General features: G+C 44.8%; 12 protein-coding genes. 4 read left to right on the top strand and 8 right to left on the bottom strand.

The window, feature by feature from the left end; translation table 11 throughout:
* Nucleotides 1–178: 178 nt before the first annotated feature.
* Nucleotides 179–442 (top strand): GrxA family glutaredoxin, encoded by a 264-nt coding sequence (locus tag OH460_RS15230; RefSeq protein ID WP_004741562.1) that lies wholly within the window; start codon nt 179–181, stop codon nt 440–442.
* Nucleotides 443–684: 242 nt separating this feature from the next.
* Nucleotides 685–2,367, top strand: a complete 1,683-nt coding sequence (locus OH460_RS15225) for an aspartate:alanine antiporter (protein WP_008222852.1) — start codon at nt 685–687, stop codon at nt 2,365–2,367.
* 421 nt (nt 2,368–2,788) lie between these two features.
* Here OH460_RS15225 and fabV read toward each other — a convergent pair whose 3' ends face one another.
* From fabV to OH460_RS15205, 4 genes are all read right to left on the bottom strand, one after another.
* The gene (gene fabV, locus OH460_RS15220) at nt 2,789–3,991 is read right to left on the bottom strand and encodes an enoyl-ACP reductase FabV (RefSeq protein WP_061031654.1); all 1,203 of its coding nucleotides are present in this window, start codon (nt 3,989–3,991) and stop codon (nt 2,789–2,791) included.
* 210 nt (nt 3,992–4,201) lie between these two features.
* The gene (locus tag OH460_RS15215; RefSeq protein ID WP_061031655.1) at nt 4,202–6,484 is read right to left on the bottom strand and encodes an acyl-CoA dehydrogenase; all 2,283 of its coding nucleotides are present in this window, start codon (nt 6,482–6,484) and stop codon (nt 4,202–4,204) included.
* 56 nt (nt 6,485–6,540) lie between these two features.
* Entirely contained in the window at nt 6,541–7,170 is a 630-nt protein-coding gene (locus tag OH460_RS15210) for a TetR/AcrR family transcriptional regulator (protein ID WP_061031656.1), read from the bottom strand.
* A gap of 437 nt (nt 7,171–7,607) precedes the next feature.
* Complete coding sequence (locus tag OH460_RS15205) at nt 7,608–10,385, bottom strand: VCBS domain-containing protein (RefSeq protein WP_269998345.1); 2,778 nt, start codon at nt 10,383–10,385, stop codon at nt 7,608–7,610.
* Nucleotides 10,386–10,686: 301 nt separating this feature from the next.
* Between OH460_RS15205 and OH460_RS15200 the strand changes: the two genes are divergently transcribed.
* Complete coding sequence (locus tag OH460_RS15200; protein ID WP_269998343.1) at nt 10,687–11,994, top strand: TolC family outer membrane protein; 1,308 nt, start codon at nt 10,687–10,689, stop codon at nt 11,992–11,994.
* Complete coding sequence (locus tag OH460_RS15195; RefSeq protein ID WP_269998424.1) at nt 11,994–12,605, top strand: OmpA family protein; 612 nt, start codon at nt 11,994–11,996, stop codon at nt 12,603–12,605. The genes OH460_RS15200 and OH460_RS15195 overlap by 1 nt, the downstream gene beginning before the upstream one ends.
* 204 nt (nt 12,606–12,809) lie before the next feature.
* On the opposite strand, the gene nhaA is transcribed toward OH460_RS15195, so the two are convergent.
* From nhaA to OH460_RS15175, 4 genes are all read right to left on the bottom strand, one after another.
* Complete coding sequence (gene nhaA / locus OH460_RS15190; RefSeq protein ID WP_008222837.1) at nt 12,810–13,973, bottom strand: Na+/H+ antiporter NhaA; 1,164 nt, start codon at nt 13,971–13,973, stop codon at nt 12,810–12,812.
* A 275-nt stretch (nt 13,974–14,248) separates the two neighbouring features.
* The gene (locus OH460_RS15185; protein WP_269998341.1) at nt 14,249–15,397 is read right to left on the bottom strand and encodes a lipocalin-like domain-containing protein; all 1,149 of its coding nucleotides are present in this window, start codon (nt 15,395–15,397) and stop codon (nt 14,249–14,251) included.
* Nucleotides 15,387–17,840, bottom strand: coding sequence for an ABC transporter permease (locus OH460_RS15180; RefSeq protein ID WP_269998339.1), 2,454 nt, complete (start codon nt 17,838–17,840; stop codon nt 15,387–15,389). Before OH460_RS15180 ends, OH460_RS15185 begins: the two co-directional genes overlap by 11 nt.
* Complete coding sequence (locus OH460_RS15175) at nt 17,821–18,492, bottom strand: ABC transporter ATP-binding protein (protein WP_008222831.1); 672 nt, start codon at nt 18,490–18,492, stop codon at nt 17,821–17,823. The genes OH460_RS15180 and OH460_RS15175 overlap by 20 nt, the downstream gene beginning before the upstream one ends.
* Nucleotides 18,493–18,605 lie beyond the last annotated feature (113 nt).

Below are 18,605 nucleotides of genomic sequence, written 5' to 3'. Positions count from 1 at the left end.
ATTATGACGATTATTTGTTCTGATAGGCAAAACCTATTGTATTAAGAGGTAATTCCATCTTTATTTCCCTAGGGCATTAGGGCATAGTTGGATTCAAGAATTTTTGAGTCTTGTTCAATTAAGAATAGTTGACGTATTTTCGGTTAACGAGCCTCATCCCGTATTTAGGAGAAATGAAATGTTTGTAGTTATTTTTGGTCGCCCAGCTTGCCCATTCTGTGTTCGTGCAAAAGAGCACGCAGAAACTCTTAAAGCAAAACGTGATGACTTCAACTACCGTTATGTTGACATTCACGCTGAAGGCATCAGCAAAGCAGACCTAGAGAAGACTGTTGGTAAGCCAGTGGAAACTGTGCCACAAATCTTCATCGACCAAGACCACATCGGCGGCTGCACAGAATTTGAAGCATACGCAAAAGAAAACCTAGGTCTTTTCGACTAATCTAGATTTCAAACCTTGGGCTAAGCCCATAATCAGCTGAACGTTTTTAGTGTCAGACTGTAAGACTTCTATTAAGCTCGCTTATTAAAGCGGGCTTTTTTTATAGCCAGTTTTCATGCGATATAAGAATCTGGTCAAAATCAAGTAAAAAGGGAAAATATCACTTATAATTTATTTATATTTAGATACAATCCACATTTCAAACTTACCCTGTTTTTCACGCCTATTATTGAGCGACCACTGTGAATATCGACGTTGTTTTTCTGCTAGAACAAAACCCCATTCTCCTCATCTTTGTTGTTTTATCGATTGGTTTAGCCATTGGTAAAATTCGCTTTGGTAGCCTCCAGCTTGGCAACTCAATAGGTGTCCTGATTACTTCTCTTGTGATGGGTCATCTAGGTTTTTCGTTCAACGCCGACGCGCTGACCATCGGGTTCATGTTATTCATCTACTGTGTGGGTATTGAAGCGGGACCAAACTTCTTTGGTATCTTTTTCCGAGATGGCAAACACTACCTTATTTTAAGTTTAGTGGTGCTCTCCACAGCTATTGCGCTTACCTACTTCTGCAGCGAGTACTTAGGCCTTAGTTTCGGACTTTCTGCCGGCATGATGGCTGGTGCACTAACGGCGACACCAATCTTGGTAGGTGCGCAGGACGCACTCAACTCAGGGCTTGCTGAAGTGCCTAGGAACATGGATTTAAGCCTGATTATCGAAAACCTATCTGTCGGTTACGCGATGGCTTACCTAGTTGGCTTAATCAGTATGATTATGTTTGCTCGTCTGATTCCAAAACTTCAGAAAGTAAACCTGCACGACTCAGCAGAGCAAATTGCTCAAGAACGAGGCTTAGGCGCTTCAGGCCAGCGCAAGGTTTACCTGCCGATTATTCGTGCTTATCGTGTAGGACCAGAACTTATCTCTTGGACAGACGGTAAAAACCTGCGTGAGTTGGGTATCTATCGCCAAACAGGCTGTTACATCGAACGTATTCGCCGTAATGGCATTCTTGCACACCCAGATGGTGATGCCATTTTGCAAGAAGGCGATGAAATCGCATTGGTTGGTTTCCCAGATAGCCACGCGCGCTTGGACCCAAGTTTCCGTAACGGCAAAGAGGTTTTCGACCGCAACCTTCTCGACCTACGTATCGTGGAAGAAGAGATCGTCGTTAAAAGTGACAGCATCGCAGGCAAACGTCTTTCAGACCTAAATCTATCTGAATACGGCTGTTTCCTTAACCGCGTAGTACGTGCTCAAATTGAAATGCCGATGGACTTAAACATCGTGCTTTCTAAAGGTGATGTACTGCAGGTAAGTGGTGAAAAGAGTCGTGTTCACGGCCTAGCAGAGAAAATTGGTTTCATCTCGATCCACAGCCAAATGGCGGATCTAATGGCGTTCTGTAGCTTCTTTATCTTGGGCATTCTATTTGGTTTGATCACCATGACATTTGGCCAGGTTTCATTTGGTTTAGGTAACGCGGTTGGCCTATTGCTATCCGGTATCATGCTTGGCTTCTTACGAGCGAACCACCCTACCTTTGGTTATGTACCTCAGGGTGCATTGAACATGGTCAAAGACCTCGGTTTGATGTTCTTTATGGTCGGTATCGGCTTAAGCGCTGGTGGAAAAATATTCGAGCACCTGACCCAAGTTGGCCCTCAGGTCATTGGTATTGCTCTGATCGTCAGTGTAATCCCGGTATTCTTCGCTTACTTAGTGGGCGCGTACATATTGAAAATGAACCGTGCACTGTTGTTTGGTGCCATCATCGGTGCACGAACCTGTGCTCCTGCAATGGACATCGTAAATGACCACGCTCGTTCAACAATTCCAGCACTGGGTTACGCGGGCACTTACGCAATAGCAAACATCTTGATGACCTTAGCTGGTACCTTCATCATCATTATCAGCTAGACATACATCGCTAAGCTGTTCATTTCTAATGCACTAATTCATCTGGGTTAGTGCATTTTTTATGGCTGTTTTTAGCAGTTCAGCCTCCTTCCCCGCTCTACTCTCAATCTCTTCGTATCCCGCCACTCATATCCCGTATCTGCTCTTATTCTTTTCGCATCACGAATCTCGTCACTCGCAACTGCTCTTATTCTTTTCGCATCTCGAATCTCGCCACTCGTCTCTGCTCTTAAATCTTTTCGTATCTCGCCACTCGCATCCCGTATCTGCTCTTAACCTCTTCACATCCCGCCACTCGAATCCCACATCTGCTATTTAATCTCTTCGTATCCCGTATCTGCTCTTAATCTCTTTAATCAAATAGCAGACAAAAAAATAGGCGCTCAATGAGCGCCTATTCGTTTAGATTCGATAATTTGAATTAGATGTCAGCTACATCAAATTCAACAGCTGGGTTAACGTCAGCTTCGTAATCAACACCTTCAACACCGAAACCGAATAGCTTCAAGAACTCTTCTTTGTACTCAACGTAGTCAGTCAGCTCTTTTAGGTTTTCAGTTGTGATTTGAGGCCACAGGTTACGACAGTGTTCTTGAATGTCGTCACGCAGTTCTAGATCATCCAGACGTAGACGGTTTACGTCATCAACTTCTGGAGCGCTACCGTCTTCTTTGTATAGACGCTGGCTGAACATACGGAAGATCTGTTCCATACAACCTTCGTGAATGCCTTCTTCACGCATCTTCTTGAACACCATAGCGATGTAAAGAGGCATAACAGGGATTGCAGAGCTTGCTTGAGTCACAACAGACTTAAGAACAGCAACGTTTGCAGTACCGCCAGTTTGGCCTAGCTTCTCGTTCAGCGCTGTCGCTGCACGGTCTAGATCCATCTTAGCTTTACCTAGCGCGCCATCCCAGTAGATTGGCCACGTTAGTTCAGTACCAATGTAGCTGTAAGCTACCGTCTTACAACCGTCAGCTAGTACACCAGCTTCAGAAAGAGCGTTGATCCAAAGTTCCCAATCTTCACCGCCCATTACAGTTACAGTGTCTTTGATCTCTTCTTCAGTTGCAGGCTCTACGCTTGCTTCGATGATTGTGTCTTTGTTCGTATCAACCGCAGTTGACGTGTACGTTTCACCGATAGGCTTTAGAGATGAACGAATTACTTCGCCAGTCTCTGGCATTTTACGCACTGGAGACGCCAGTGAGTATACAACCATATCGATTTGGCCTAGATCTTCTTTGATCAGGTCAATTGTTTTCTGTTTCGCTTCGTTAGAGAAAGCATCGCCATTCAGGCTTTTTGAATATAGGCCTTCTTCTTTAGCAAACTTGTCGAACGCTGCTGAGTTGTAGAAACCAGCTGTGCCAGGCTTTTTCTCAGTACCGGCTTTCTCAAAGAAAACACCGATAGTTGAAGCGCCGCCACCAAATGCAGCCGCAATACGTGAAGACAAGCCGTAGCCACTTGAAGAGCCAACAACTAGTACACGTTTAGGTGCGTTTGCGATTGGGCCTTGAGCTTTTGTGTAAGCAATTTGTTCTTTTACATTAGCTTCACAACCGACTGGATGTGTTGTAGTACAGATGAATCCGCGAATTCGAGGTTTGATGATCATATTCAACTTCCTTAAAAAATCAGGTTAAGGATAAAAGTTTCGTACGCAAATGGCATCTAATTTCTGTAAAAATGTGGTGAAAATGCAAGTGGTTGGAGCACTCAGTGAATATTTGCTGACTAAGTCACCATTTGTTAACGCCTCTACTGCGACTTCTAGGACAAAAACAAAAAAAGGCAGCTTTTAAGGTGCCTTTTATCACTTCTTAATCTAAGCAACGCTATTTAGCTTAGGTTTTAACTCTTTTCGCGTCAAAGTTTCACTGTAATCGTGACTGAAGTGGTCAACTTGGATTGCAGCGTAGCGTAGTTTGTCTGCTGCAATGATTTGGTCAACTTCGTCTTGAGTCAGTACGTCTGCTGCCAGTGCTTGAGCAAGTTTGTCTTGCAGTAGACCTTTACGAGCAACTTTGCCCTCTTTAACTGCTTTGAAGATCTTACGCTCAAGTGGTTTGATGCTGTACATCGCATTGAACGCATTTTCCATCAAGCCAACGCTATCATCTTCTTCCTGACCGATGTAGCAAAGGTGAGTTAGGCGTTCACGGTGTGCACCCGGAGTCATCAAGCTTTCAGCCAACTGGACTGTCAGATCATCGCTTGGTTTCTCGAAGTGGTTGCCCACAGGGAATATTAGACCTTTAAGTACCTTACCAACGACCTTATTCGGGAAGTTACGGTACGCCTCTTGTAGTGCTTTTGCAGCATGGTGGAAACAGTGCTGAACCGCGTAGTGTACATAGTCTAAGTCTGCTTGTTGACGACCTTCGTCTTCATACTTCTTAAGCGCAGCTGAAGCCATGTATAGGTAACTTAGACCATCACCTAAACGTGCAGAGATAAGCTCTTTACGTTTCAGTTCACCACCTAGAGTTAGCATCGCGAAGTCAGCACTTACCGCTAATGCACGGCTTAGACGAGTCAAGTCTTGGTAGTAAGGCTTAGTTGGACCACTCATGTCCGCTTTAATGAACTTAGAGCCAGTCAATGCTGCACCGAACGCACCAAACGTGTTCTTAGTTGCGTGACCAATATGCTTGAACAACAAATCGTCGAAGTCTTTTGCACCTTGCTTCTCATCCGGGTTAGCTGCCGCTTCCATCTCGCTCAATACGTATGGGTGACAACGTGTCGCACCTTGACCAAAAATCATCAGGTTACGAGTCAGGATGTTTGCACCTTCTACTGTGATTGCAACTGGAATACCTAGGTAAGGTGCAGCCAAGTAGTTCATTGGACCATCTTGAATTGCACGACCAGAGTGAATATCCATTGAATCATTCAGTATGGTACGTGCCATCTCTGTCATGTGGTATTTCGCGATAGCCGTTACGATGCCCGGTTTCTCTTTCATATCAAGCGATGTTGTCGTCAGTGTTCGTGTCGCTTCTAGTAGATACGTTAAACCACCGATACGACCTAAACTCTCTGCAACGCCCTCAAACTTACCAATCGACATACCAAACTGCTTACGAACGTATGCGTATGCACCTGTTGTTCTCGCCGTTAGGTGGCCCATTGCCGTGCCTAGTGCTGGTAATGAGATACCACGCCCCGCAGATAGACATTCCACTAGCATACGCCAGCCTTTACCTGCGTAATCCGCGCCACCGATTAGCCATTCCATTGGAATGAATACATCATGACCACGTGTTGGACCGTTCATGAAAGCAAGACCTAGTGGGTCATGACGCTCACCAATCACAACGCCTTCATGGTCTGCTGGAATAAGCGCACACGTGATGCCGATATCTTCTTTATCACCCAATAGCTTTTCTGGATCGTGCAGTTTGAATGCTAGGCCAAGTACTGTTGCGACTGGTGCTAGCGTGATGTAACGCTTGTTCCAGTTAAGCTTGATACCCAGTGTCTCTTTACCTTCGTGCATCCCCATACATACAGTACCAACATCAGGAATACCGCCTGCATCAGAACCCGCTTCTGGGCCAGTTAGTGCGAAACATGGGATATCTGTACCGTCAGCAAGACGTGGTAGCCAGTAATCTTTCTGTTCTTGAGTACCATAGTGAGATAAAAGCTCACCAGGGCCAAGAGAGTTAGGAACCATTACAGAAACCGCGGCACTGATACTACGAGTTGCGATCTTGGTAACAATCGTTGAGTTTGCGTGTGCTGAAAATTCACGACCGCCGTACTCTTTAGAAATTATCAAAGAAAAGAAGCGTTCTTTGCGTAAGAAATTCCAAACTTCTTTCGGAAGATCTCGATCTTCTTTCACAATCTGATGGTCATCAAGCATAGAAAGCAAGGTTTCTAGCTCATTATCCATAAAAGACTGCTCTTCTGACGAAAGTTGAGGCTTTGGATATTGGTGCAGCTTAGTGAAATCTGGTTTACCAGAGAACAGCTCTCCATCCCACCACACGCTACCCGCTTCCATCGCTTCTTTCTCAGTGCTAGATAGTGGTGGTAGTACTTTTTTAAAGAGTTTAAAAGCTGGGTCACTTACCCATTTTTGTCTTAGAGAGCTCATAGTTCAGATCCTTTTGTTCACTATATTGGTTGTGAATTTATTCGCTTTTTATTGTTTTATTCTTCTGCTGACATGCCAGCGGCCAAGTATGGAATTAAAATATCGACCACTGCTTTGGCATCTATTTTCTTCCCGTAATCATTCTCTGCAATCTCTACGAGAGCTTGACTGGAAGCCATGGTGAATACACAAGTCCCGAGGGTGAAGTGCAAACGCCAAAATAACTGTTCTTTAGTGAGGTTCGGGTTAGCTTTCATTACTGAACTAGTAAACAAAGTTAGCACTTCGCTATAACGAGTCGTAATGAACCAACGCAAATGCCCCTGTACGTCCGTGTAGCCTCTGCCGATAAGTAGCATGAATCGGCTGGTACCATTTGGCCTTACATCATTCAGTGCTCGTAGTGGCTGTCTTAGAGACTCAAACACGTCACTCATAGAATACGTTTCGTTCAAGTTTAAGTTCACTAGTGCATCTTGCAATGCAGGCATAAATGCTTCCAAGTAGCGATTGAGTACTGCACGAACCAGAGTTTTCTTGTCGCCAAAGTGGTAGTTCACTGAAGCTAGATTGACATTCGCTTTGCCCGTAATGGTGCGTAAAGAGGTGTCGTTAAAACCATGCTCAGCAAACAAGCCTTCAGCTACGTCTAAGATTTTGTCTTTGGTTGTACTTCTTGGTGCCATTTCAATCACTCGTATTAAACAACTGTTTGAAATATACGACGAGAACATTTATTTAACAAGCAAGCAACATCACATTTTCACAGATTGGTCGTACCAGTTGAAAAATATCGCCACTAACCGGTTGAATCGCGGGAGGTTTAAGAAAAAAGTAAAATTTAATGAATTTTCTGGGAACTGATTCAGAAATGGAGAGTCATAAATTATGTAGAAAACAGAGTATTTAGAAGTTTAACAGGCCGTCAAACTTGTTGTTCTCCCTGCTTTCTTAATTACTGCATTTTCCTTATTAACTCCTATACTTGTATCCGCCCAAACCACGTTGGTTTGGGCTTTTTTTTGCCTGTGATTGGCGCTCTTTCGACACTAAATCCCCAAAACAGTTTCTCAATAGTTAGGGCTTTGATTTCTTCTAATAGATGAAGCTTCAACTTAGCTGATCAAGCGGCATCATTTTTTATTAGCTCACCAAGCGCTGAAATACTGTCAAAGCTACTATCCACAACATGATCGATTAACTGATCTTTCACATCCTCCAAAACAATGGTTTGTTGACCTCCATCGTGTTCAATGCTCATCACCAAGTTGTCCCCTTGCAATTCAGCATCAATTTCGGGAATGAGATCATCGACTGAGTCGCTACCTGTCGCGTCTAAGATGTCACTGAACTCAAGTAAGTCTTCACCTACTGTGAACTCTTTAACCACATCGACGCTGCTATCGAGCGCTGAGTCTACCCATTCAAAAATGTTATCCGCATCGTTACCAATCAAGATCTCGTTACCTAACCCCGCAACAAAGTCAGACGATTCAGGATCACTCAGAACTTGATAAGCCGTTGCCCCTTCCACATTAAGCGTAACCGTCTCAACACTACTTAATTCCCCGGTAGAGTCGACAACTTGGTAATCAAAGCTGTCTTGACTCACTTCTAGGTCACCACCTATATATCTAAGCTCCCAGCTCCCTTTCGGGTTTGAGAACTCGACTTGTTCAATGAACTGGCCAGGTGAAGAGTACGTAAATTCATAGAATAATCGCTCAACACCTGTCTCCCCGGGTTCTTTCTCGTATTCAACCGTTTCACTGCCGCCACCAACAAAGTAAAAAACGGCTCTCACAACATTAGGATTATCTTCTTCAAACACTGGTCCTAAACCGTCTAAGCCAAATCGAACCTCTGATATTGGGTTCTGCGCAAAGTCTATGGTCAGAGTTTCATCTCGGTTGATACCACGCCCGTCACTATCACCAATCCCATAACCCACATGACTTTGCTCAGCATTGTATTGCTTGAGTGGCTTATTGTTGGGGTTATCTATCTCGACATAAATCGAGCTGCCATTGGCTAATTCGACTTCACGCCTCATTCCTCCAGAGCCCTCAACCGCGCTACCCCAGTTATAAAAACCGTCTTCAGACACTAGCGTGTCGTCATTAGGGGCATCTGTGATACCAAGCAGGAATGCTTCACCTGCACCGGCAACATAACTTAAGCCGGAATGGTCAAATTGCGTTTCTCCAGATAGGTCACTTTCCACAACCTCACGTGTAATGCCATCGGTGTTTGTATAAAGTAGAGTTCCTGATGTTGGCAGTGATTTAATCACGATATGTAAATCAACCTCGTTGTGGTCATCTTCTATGTCTGATATCCGATCTTGCGCAGCTGTCGTGGAATTGAACGTGATTGCCGTTTCTATATCACCGTATTGAACGACTCCCTCACCGTCGCCATCACTTTGATGAGGCTCTCCAGACCCATCAACACTGAAACCTGTCGCCACAGGCGCGTCATTGGTACCATTAATCGTAATTTCGATGATATGTTCAGCTCCATCAGTCGAAGTGACGCCGTATCGCTCCGTAATCACTTCGCCCGTGTTTAGATGCTGAACTAAATCATTATTCACCGTATAGGTCCACAGACCTGATTCTGTGATAGCTAATGTACCGAGCGCACTTATGCCAGTTGAGCCTAAGGAAGTGAACACACCTGTTGGGTTAAAACGTGGAGCGTCGTTTAGATCATTGTCGATAATAGTCAGAGTACCTGTCACTTCAAGATGATTAGACTCTTCATCGGCATCCACATCTTCAATAACACTGCCTGTATCACTATCACCTTCTTCGACCGAAATCTCAGATGAATCGTCAGCTCCATTAATAACAATCGTAATCTCGCTTGTCGTTCCGTCCGAGGCAGTAACGACATAAGTTTCAGTCACTGACTCACCTTCCCCTAAGTATTGAACGTCATCATTATTGATGTTGTAAATCCAGCTACCACTTGGAGTAATCGAGAGCTCACCGAGCTGAGTCGTATTGGTAGACTTGCCCACATCAAATGCGCTATTGGGTAAAAAGGTAGGCGTTGTGCTATCGACATCGGTAATGGTGACCTCACCAGATGTCTGTAACTTGCTAGTCTCTTCATTAGTACCGATATCTTCGGTCACGCTTCCTGACCCGTTGGTCGCGATCGCTCGGTCATCTGTACCCACTATGGTCACTGTTATTCTTTGTTCAACACCGTCGGAAGTTCGAACTATCGTGGAATCTTGGGCCTGTTGACCAATACCTAGCTCATTAAAAGAATCGTTTGCCAAAAAGGTCCAAGTACCGTCAGCATTCACAGTAAAAGTACCTAAGCCATTTTCACCAACGACCTCTTGCTCAATAAAAATAACGCCTTGCTTATCTAGTGTTAGTGAACCACCTGCTTCTATGGGTTGATCTTGCTCTAACTCAACAGCATTGGTTTCACCAGACACAAGTGCTAACGCGATGATGTTAAATAGCGTCAGTGACTGAGTCACGGATAGTCCTTGAGATTCGAAGCCTGACGTTTCAAAGTCAGTTTCTGCCTGGCTTTCTGTACCTGTTCGTTCAATCCGACCACTGTTGGTCAGGCTTGAGCCTTGATCGCCTGCGGCAGTATCAAACTCACCGCCTAACTCAGTTGGATCGAAACCATCCTCAATTGCACGTTCGACTTGTGCAATTGCGTCATCAATCTCCAACTCACTTTGTTGTCCTTGGCTATCAACGAATCGTGCCGAAACGCTTGGCACATTCTCTTCGTTCTCGGCAAAACTAATCACGACATCACTCGAGGCTGGTTGTTCGCCCGGTGCTAATTGACGCAATCTACCCTGAGCGTCAAGCACAATACTGCCGCTAGCAAGGCCTAGAATATTAAGGTTCACACTACCCATAACTCAGTTCCTACTTTAGCCCAAAACCAACCACACACGCACTAAAGCCCACCCAGTGATGTGGTTGCTTCACACCATAAATTTAGTAGCATCACTATTGATAATCAACTCAACAAGAGCTAACGAATGGAGCTAATATCAAATTGTTCAACAGCAATAGCCACTTACAGGCAAAAATAAGCCTTCAAACTTCGCATTTTTTTACAGATGTCCTAAGCTTCGATTAGTACACTTCTCTCAATTCAACTGGGAACATTGGTTGAGAAAAAGAGAAGACAATGAGAGTAGAAGGAGAGCTACTTTGAAATTGTTCAAATTATCCATGATGTGTTGCTTAGTCGTCACCACACCGCTCGCCGCTCAAACTCTGGAACAGGCTGTCGCTATTACGTTGGCAACCAACCCCGAGATAAAAAGCATATTTAATGAGTTTGAGAGTGTTAGAAAGCGTAACGACGCCTCTGGTGGAGCATACAGACCAAGCATCGATCTTGATGCCGGTATTGGTTACGAGGGCATAAACCCTGCGCCAAACAATGGCCCAGATACCGACCTCACGAGAAAAGAAGCAACGATTTCCCTCACCCAATTGTTGTGGGATGGCTCGGCGACGCTCTACGATATGGATCGTACTGCTGCAGAAGCCGAATCGGTCCGGTTACAGCTATTGGCAGATGCTGAAGACAAAGCACTTGAAGTTACACAGATTTACCTAGACGCGGTAAAAGCGACTGAGGTATTGGCCTTGTCTGAGAGTAACCTTGCGATACACAAGAAAATTTATAAAGACATAAAAAAACGAGCGAACTCAGGTATCGGTTCAACAGCGGATGTATCCCAAGTAGAAGCGAGGATCGCAAAAGCACACGGCAACCTACTCGCTGCACAAAACAACCTTATTGATACGCACACACAATTTAGAAGAATCGTGGGGCAAGAACCACTCGGCTTAGTTTATCCAAGAGCCGATATTTCAATGATCCCACTGTCACTGTCGGATGCACTGGTTGATGCACTCGACCAACACCCTGTCATCAAAGTCGCCAACGCGGATGTCGATTCAGCACACTTCCAATACAAACAATCAAAGGGCGTGAATTACCCAACATTCTCCATTGAGGCATCGCAATCATGGCGCGACGATGCTGGTGGTGACGAAGGCTCTAGTCAAGAAACATTGGCGATGCTGAGAATGCGATACAACCTGTACAACGGTGGCACAGACAGCGCGAACTCGGAAGCCGCCGCCTATCAACTGAATAAAGCAAAAGACTTGAGAGACAGAGCTTATCGCCAAGTCGAAGAAGGGCTGCGTCTATCTTGGAGTGCATTAGATTTAACACTACAACAAAAGAACTTCTTATCTGACCATGTGGATTCGGCATCAGAAACGGTTATCGCTTATGGCAAACAATACCGAATAGGTAAACGTACTCTTCTTGACTTGCTAAACACTGAGAATGAATTGTTTGAAGCTCGAAAAGATTACTTAGATGCCCATTACGCTGAGCAATATGCTAAGTATCGAGTAATGAATGCGACAGGTTCTTTATTGAACGCTCTGCTGGTTGATATTCCAGACGAGTGGACAACGGCTGTGGAGTATTGATCATGAAGATAACCTACTTACTGCTTCCTGCACTAACAATGTCCCTACTCGCTTGTTCTAGCCAACAAGAAGAGGAATATATTGAGACACCCGAAGCCGAGCAAATATCCGATCTACAAGACGATGACAAAGACGGTGTTGTCAATGCGAGAGACACCTGCCCTGCAACACCCCCAGCATCGTTAGTCGATAACGAAGGTTGTGGGGAGATTATACGCGCGGAAGAAGTTAGACAGCTCAATATACTATTTGCCAACGATTCTTACGAAGTGAATCCGATTTTCTCAGATCAGATAACCACCATGGCTGAGTTTTTAGAAACCTACCAAAGTGCGTCCATCGAAATTCAAGGCTACGCAAGTAAAGTTGGCTCTAGCGAATACAACTTAGAGCTCTCAAAGAAACGCGCTCACCACGTCGAAGATGAGTTGCTATCCAACGGCATCGACCCAAGCCGAGTTAGAGTCGTAGGTTACGGTGAGGATCGTTTAGAAAGTGAAGGTGACGATGCAACATCACACGCTTTGAACCGTAGAGTAACCGCAACCGTGGTTGGCTTAAGCGAACAAATCGTTGAAGAGTGGACTATTTTCACCACACTTGAAAAATAGATAAAGACTCGACTGTTACAGAACGAAAAGATAAACCGCTAAGACAAGCACAAAAAGAGAAAAGCCGCGATAGGGATGCCCATCGCGGCTTTTTGTTCTTTGAAACTACTAAGTCTCGGGAATGACTCTGTAATTTTTATTGCTACTCAAGCATTAGCTTGTTATTCAGGAACTAGCTCGATGGTTAACCGAGCTAATCACCGATTAAAGTTTTACTTCTTGGTGCTTAGTTTTCGGTAAAGAAATGCTTAGCAGGAAGTAACCTAAGATAGCGGCTGTTGTTGAACCCATCAGGATACCTAGTCGAGCTAGCGTATCAAAATCTGCGTTCGTTGGACCAAATGCCAATGATGAAATAAAGATAGACATCGTAAAGCCAATACCACACAGCACAGATACCGCGAAGATGTTCATGAAGTTGACACCTTCAGGTAGCTTAGCGACACCCGTTTTCACAGCACCCCAGCTGAATAGGAAGATACCCAGCGGCTTACCAACCAATAGACCCATAGCGATACCAAGAGGTAGCATGCCCGTAAGGTTTGAAATTGAGATACCTTCCAGTGAGATACCTGCGTTTGCAAATGCGAAGATTGGCAGAATTGCAAAAGCTACGTATGGGTGCAGTGCGTGCTCTAGGTGTTTCAGTGGAGAGTGCTCTCCTTTATTGCCTTTCAGTGGGATAGCAAAGCCAATTACTACACCCGCCAATGTTGCATGAACACCAGATTTCAATACTGCGAACCACAGAATGGCACCAACAATCAGGTAAGCGCTCAGTTTAGTCACATGCTTGTTGTTTAGCATGAACAGCACACCTGTTGCGATGAAACCAACGGTAAGAGCAAGCGTTGATAAGTCACCTGAGTAGAACAATGCAATGATAACAACAACACCTAGGTCATCGATAATTGCTAGAGCCAGCAGGAACACTTTCAAGCTTACTGGTACTCGGTTACCTAGAAGCGCCATGATACCTAACGCGAATGCGATATCAGTTGCAGCCGGGATAGCCCAACCTTGAAGCGCTTCAGGATTACTAGAGTTAAATAGCACGTAAATAAGTGCAGGAGCCAACATACCACCTACCGCTGCGATAGCAGGGAAGATAGCAGTCTCTTTAGACTTCAATGCGCCTTCTAAAAGCTCACGTTTAACTTCTAAGCCAATTAGAAGGAAGAAGACAGCCATTAAGCCATCGTTGATCCAGTGAGACACAGACATACCAAGAACGTAACTGTGCAGGACGCCCTGGTACATTTCGTTCAGTGGTGAGTTTGCTACAAACATTGCGATCGCCGCAGCGATAACTAGGATGATGCCGCCAGCAGATTCCATTTTAAAGAAGTCACGGATGACGTCGGTCATGATTTCGCCCTTATATTTATTATTTAAATAAACGAATAACAAAGAATAACCATGAGTTTATATCCAAGCTTTATCGATAGATAATCACTTCTTTGGATGTTTAACTTCGGTTTTTCCTACAAATACTAAACAATACGTCGTATATTCCATAATGTTGTTATGCACCATGAATTAAGTATAGATGAGTTCATCGAACCTGTATGCACAATTCATTGCATGCAGAGAAAAGTAAGTGGCACAAAAAAAGGCTATCAAATGATAGCCTTAGGTGTTTTTTAGTAGCCGGTAAGCTGCATAAAGCCGGTTGCCTCATGGCTTCCGCTGGCCATGATTGAACCTTCCCAATATGGTATGACAAATGGAAGCCACATATCTCGACGTATAATGCGCGTAGTCAGGTTGATATCATGCTTAGGCACGTTAATGATCCACTGTAGTGGCATTCGTCGGCCATTCATCAATGTGGTGTTCTGCAAAGGCTGAATCGAAATATCGGATTCCGTTAGCTGGTACACCTTGCCAGAACGAGTGGCTAACGTTCCGAACACATAGGGTAGCTGCTGATTATGGCGATAGCGGTTGATGCTCAGTGCTGTACCGTCATCAAGGTTAAACACAAACCAATCCCAGCCTTGCTGACCGACTCCAAGTAAACCACTGCCCCACTCTTTATGCACCCACGCTGTGCCTTCTACTTCCTTAGCGACACCATCAAGATTCAACACGCCACTCAGTGACAAAAACGGAGCACTAAAGTTGTAAGACGCGACAGGTAGCAGATCATGCTTTTTCTGATAGCCGTTATCACCATTGAGTACATATGGTCCTTTTGCCACAGTATCTAATTGCAGCCCAAACGTATCCGTTTGCACTTGAAGGCGGCCAGGAAACGGCGTATGACCTAATGAACGCCAATTCCAATTATCAATCCAAATTCTAAATGGACGACTGGTCATTCCCGCTTGGCCAATGCCACCACGAGCCATACGTTGCTCTTTCCACACTTTAGATTTAGAAGAAACGACTACGTTAGAAATATAGACTTGCGGGCTCTGCCACCCAGGAGTCTCACGTTCGTCCGTCGCAATACGGAAAAAGCTCCACTGAACCGAATAGTCTTTGCCATCGTCGCCTTTTAAAGACGCAAAATAGTGCCACCACTCATGTTGAAATTCTGGATGGAACTTAAAATCACGCGGCAGGGAGACGCTTCGATCCGGCAACACAGGCTCAAACACATTGAAGTGCTCGCTGACTAGCACAGAGTTAACCTCGTTGACCCCTTTCTCACCTGGGTCGATGAAATAGGAGTAGTAACCCCAAACACTCAAAAAGATGCCGAAGAAACTGATTAACAGTAGCGAAGACAAAAAACGATGTCTTAACTTAGTTGAGCTGTTGCGTAGAAACATATTAAAGGGCATCCCTCAGTGACTTCATCGGTGTGTTCCGAATCATTCTCATCACTGGTAAAGCACCAGCTATCATCAATGCTGCCATTGCCCAAGCAAATGTCCCGAAATAGTCCCAAGGGAGAACTTGTAATTCGAGTGACCACCCAAAAGACTGCTTAATGACGATATCCACAATCAAACTCGCCAACGCTAAGCCAAGAGGAACCGCGATTAAAGAAGAGATAAGCCCAAACACAAACAGCTGTAAACTACCGGTAAGAATCAACTCTTTCGCCGATACGCCTAAACATCGTTGCAACGATATATGCCTTTGTCTTGAAACCTCACCGGCGACCGTCGCAAAGAAAATACCGAACACGGCGATTACCAAGGTAATGTTACCCAAGGTATCTGCAATGGCGAAGGTTCTATCAAACACGCGCATCGCTTGGCTATGAATATTGTTGTTATCGAATATGCGTTCGGAACCAAGCCTGAATACACTTTCCAATCGGCTTCTAAGCCCTACTGCATTCACATCGTCTTTTAGTATTACACCCAGTCCGACATTACCCCGACCAGCAAAACCATACAGCCAGTTTCTATGGGACATCATCACTTGGTGATAAGGATTGCCATAATCGTAATACACACCAACGACCTGCCAGCCAGAACCTAAGTTATCGTAGAGATCAATATAATCACCAGGACGAATTCCTAGCTTGAGTGACATGGATTCGCTGATCAACACACCTTTAGAGTGGTGTAAGTGATACCAATAATTCGGAATGCCGAGTTTAATCGTTAATGCTTCAAGCTCGCCCTCTGAAGGGCCTGTACTCACCACTTGAATACTACCCACTGGAGAAGCAACATCTTTTTCCCAACGCCACCACACAGAGTCTACTTCTGGCTGTTCTGACAACCAGTTACTCATACGTGCTGCTGCATTGTTTGTTGGGTATATATAGAGGTCAGCGGCTAATCTCTGTGTTAACCATTTGTCCGTGGTATCTCTGAAACTACCGACCATGGTTTCTACACCAATGTTCGCGGTTAACGCCAACATAAAGGCCATAGTCGCAACACCGCGGTAGCTCATACTAGATGCAGCATCAGCAAAGAACCAGCGAGCACGAACCCAACGCAATGAGTAAGAGAGACTGTTGAACAGCTTCCACATAAGGAATGGTGTAAAGAGAGCCACACTCACCAGCATTAAAGCAATGATGGCAAAACCAGACTCTTGAGTTTGGGGGGCTTGATAAACTGCAACAGCAGCAACAAGGAAACCACAACCAATCAAAGCTTGCCAAGTGAACTCTGTGCCCGCAAAACGCATCAACGATAGGCGAGAAGACAAACGAATAGGCTGAGATTTAAGTAAGCGAACCAATGGCCATGCGCACGCTAAGAAAGCGCCAATCAATGCCATCATCAAGCTGTAACCGCTCCAACGCCAATTCCAGTCAATCGTTAAGCCAACATTGGCGTCATATAAGTCGCCTAGGCTAGAAGATACAGCAGGTAACAGTTGGTTAGCCAACATCACACCAAAGACATTACCGCAGATCCAGCTCAGTAAAACCAGAATCAATAGCTCTAAACATAGTGCTTTAGTGAGCTGCCAACCAGAGACACCGGTTTGTCTTAAGATCCCCACTAACGGCTGACGCTGAATAAATGATAACGACATCGCTTGGTAGAAAATAAACAAACCTACGACGAAAGACAGCATGCCCATCGCTTTTAGATTTAAGTGGAATGCATTAGTGAGTGACTCAAGTTCTGCTTTAGAGCTACGGGAGATCGTCAAGCCATTCGGTAGCATGTTCTTGAGTCGTTCAAACTTTTCGGTAGACATGTCTGAACACGCAATCACCGACAAACCAGCACTGCGTTTCAGCATTCTAAGTAGCGAGATATCGGCAATCAGCCTAGTACCATCAATGATGTTGTTTTGATCAACCATTAACGGGCCAAGCTCAGAACCGTCCATAAGATGGATATAATCACCGTTATTCCACTCCATATGCTCAGCGAGATCATCACTGACAAGTATTGGGTATGGCGGTTTCATCAGGTTCAACGTATTAAGATCTTTTAACGCCACACCCGGTTGCAGTTGAAGCATCGAAACAGGGTCGATGCCAATCAACATAAAGTTCGCGCCATTTTCATCAGTGATACGATGGTGATCAAAAGGAGAGCACTGTTGAAAGCCTTCACGGCGAAGCTGGATGTAAAAACCTTGCGGGATTTTATTGGCGTTGTGTTTTGGTCGAATACGGTAAGGGAGAGGATTCGAAAAGAGTTTTTCGCCATGAGCATAGCTTTGCTTGGCGTGTTGGTTGATAGCAGTAACACCAACCAAAAGTGATACGCCTAGCGTTAAGCCAAGCCATACCAAGATAATCTGAAGTGGGTAACGTCGATAATGACCGAGTAGCGCCTTAACTACGGGCCATAACATGCAGTTGCCCTCCTTGTAGGCGGATCCGGCCGTCCATATGCAGTGCGACTTTCTCACTGTGTGTGACCAACAGTAATGTACATTCTAATTGACGAGCCAAAGAAGTCAGCAGGCGCATTACCGCTTCCGCATTACGCTCATCTAAGCTACCCGTAGGTTCATCCGCTAATAAGATCTTTGGTTCCATGTACAACGCACGAGCAATCGCGGCACGTTGCTGTTGTCCACCCGATGCTTCCTCAGGGTAGCGACCAAGTAAAGGCATTAGATCTAAGGCAGAGAGAATCTGTCTCCAAAGGCCTTTATCTTCAGGCAAGCCTTTTAACTGACGGCAAAAGCGGATGTTATCAGCGATATTCAACGTTGGTAATAAATTGAATTGCTGAAAAATATGACCAATATTGTTGCGACGATAAGCTGTGCGTTCTCGCTCAGTAGAATCGTGCATATTGAAGTGAGGAAAAACGATTTCGCCAGAGTCAGCCAAATCCAAACCGGCAATCAGGTTCAATAAAGTACTTTTACCTGAACCACTTTCTCCCATTAATGCTAGCTGGTCACCTTGGTTCAATGTCAGTTCAGCACCTTGCAAAACAGGGTGGAACTCCCCCCCATCGACATAGCCTTTACATAGGTCTGACAGCTTTAACATTAAACAGCTCGCATTAGTTAGAATTTGGAAGGAGAATCTACACTAATTCCCTGTTAGGAGGAAGTATTTTGAAAGATAGATCACACACCAATGATAAAGTGATGCGATTGATG

This window comes from Vibrio sp. Makdt, assembly GCF_027587015.1.
Lineage (GTDB): Bacteria > Pseudomonadota > Gammaproteobacteria > Enterobacterales > Vibrionaceae > Vibrio > Vibrio chagasii_B.
This window is presented reverse-complemented; position numbering and strand designations above follow the sequence as displayed.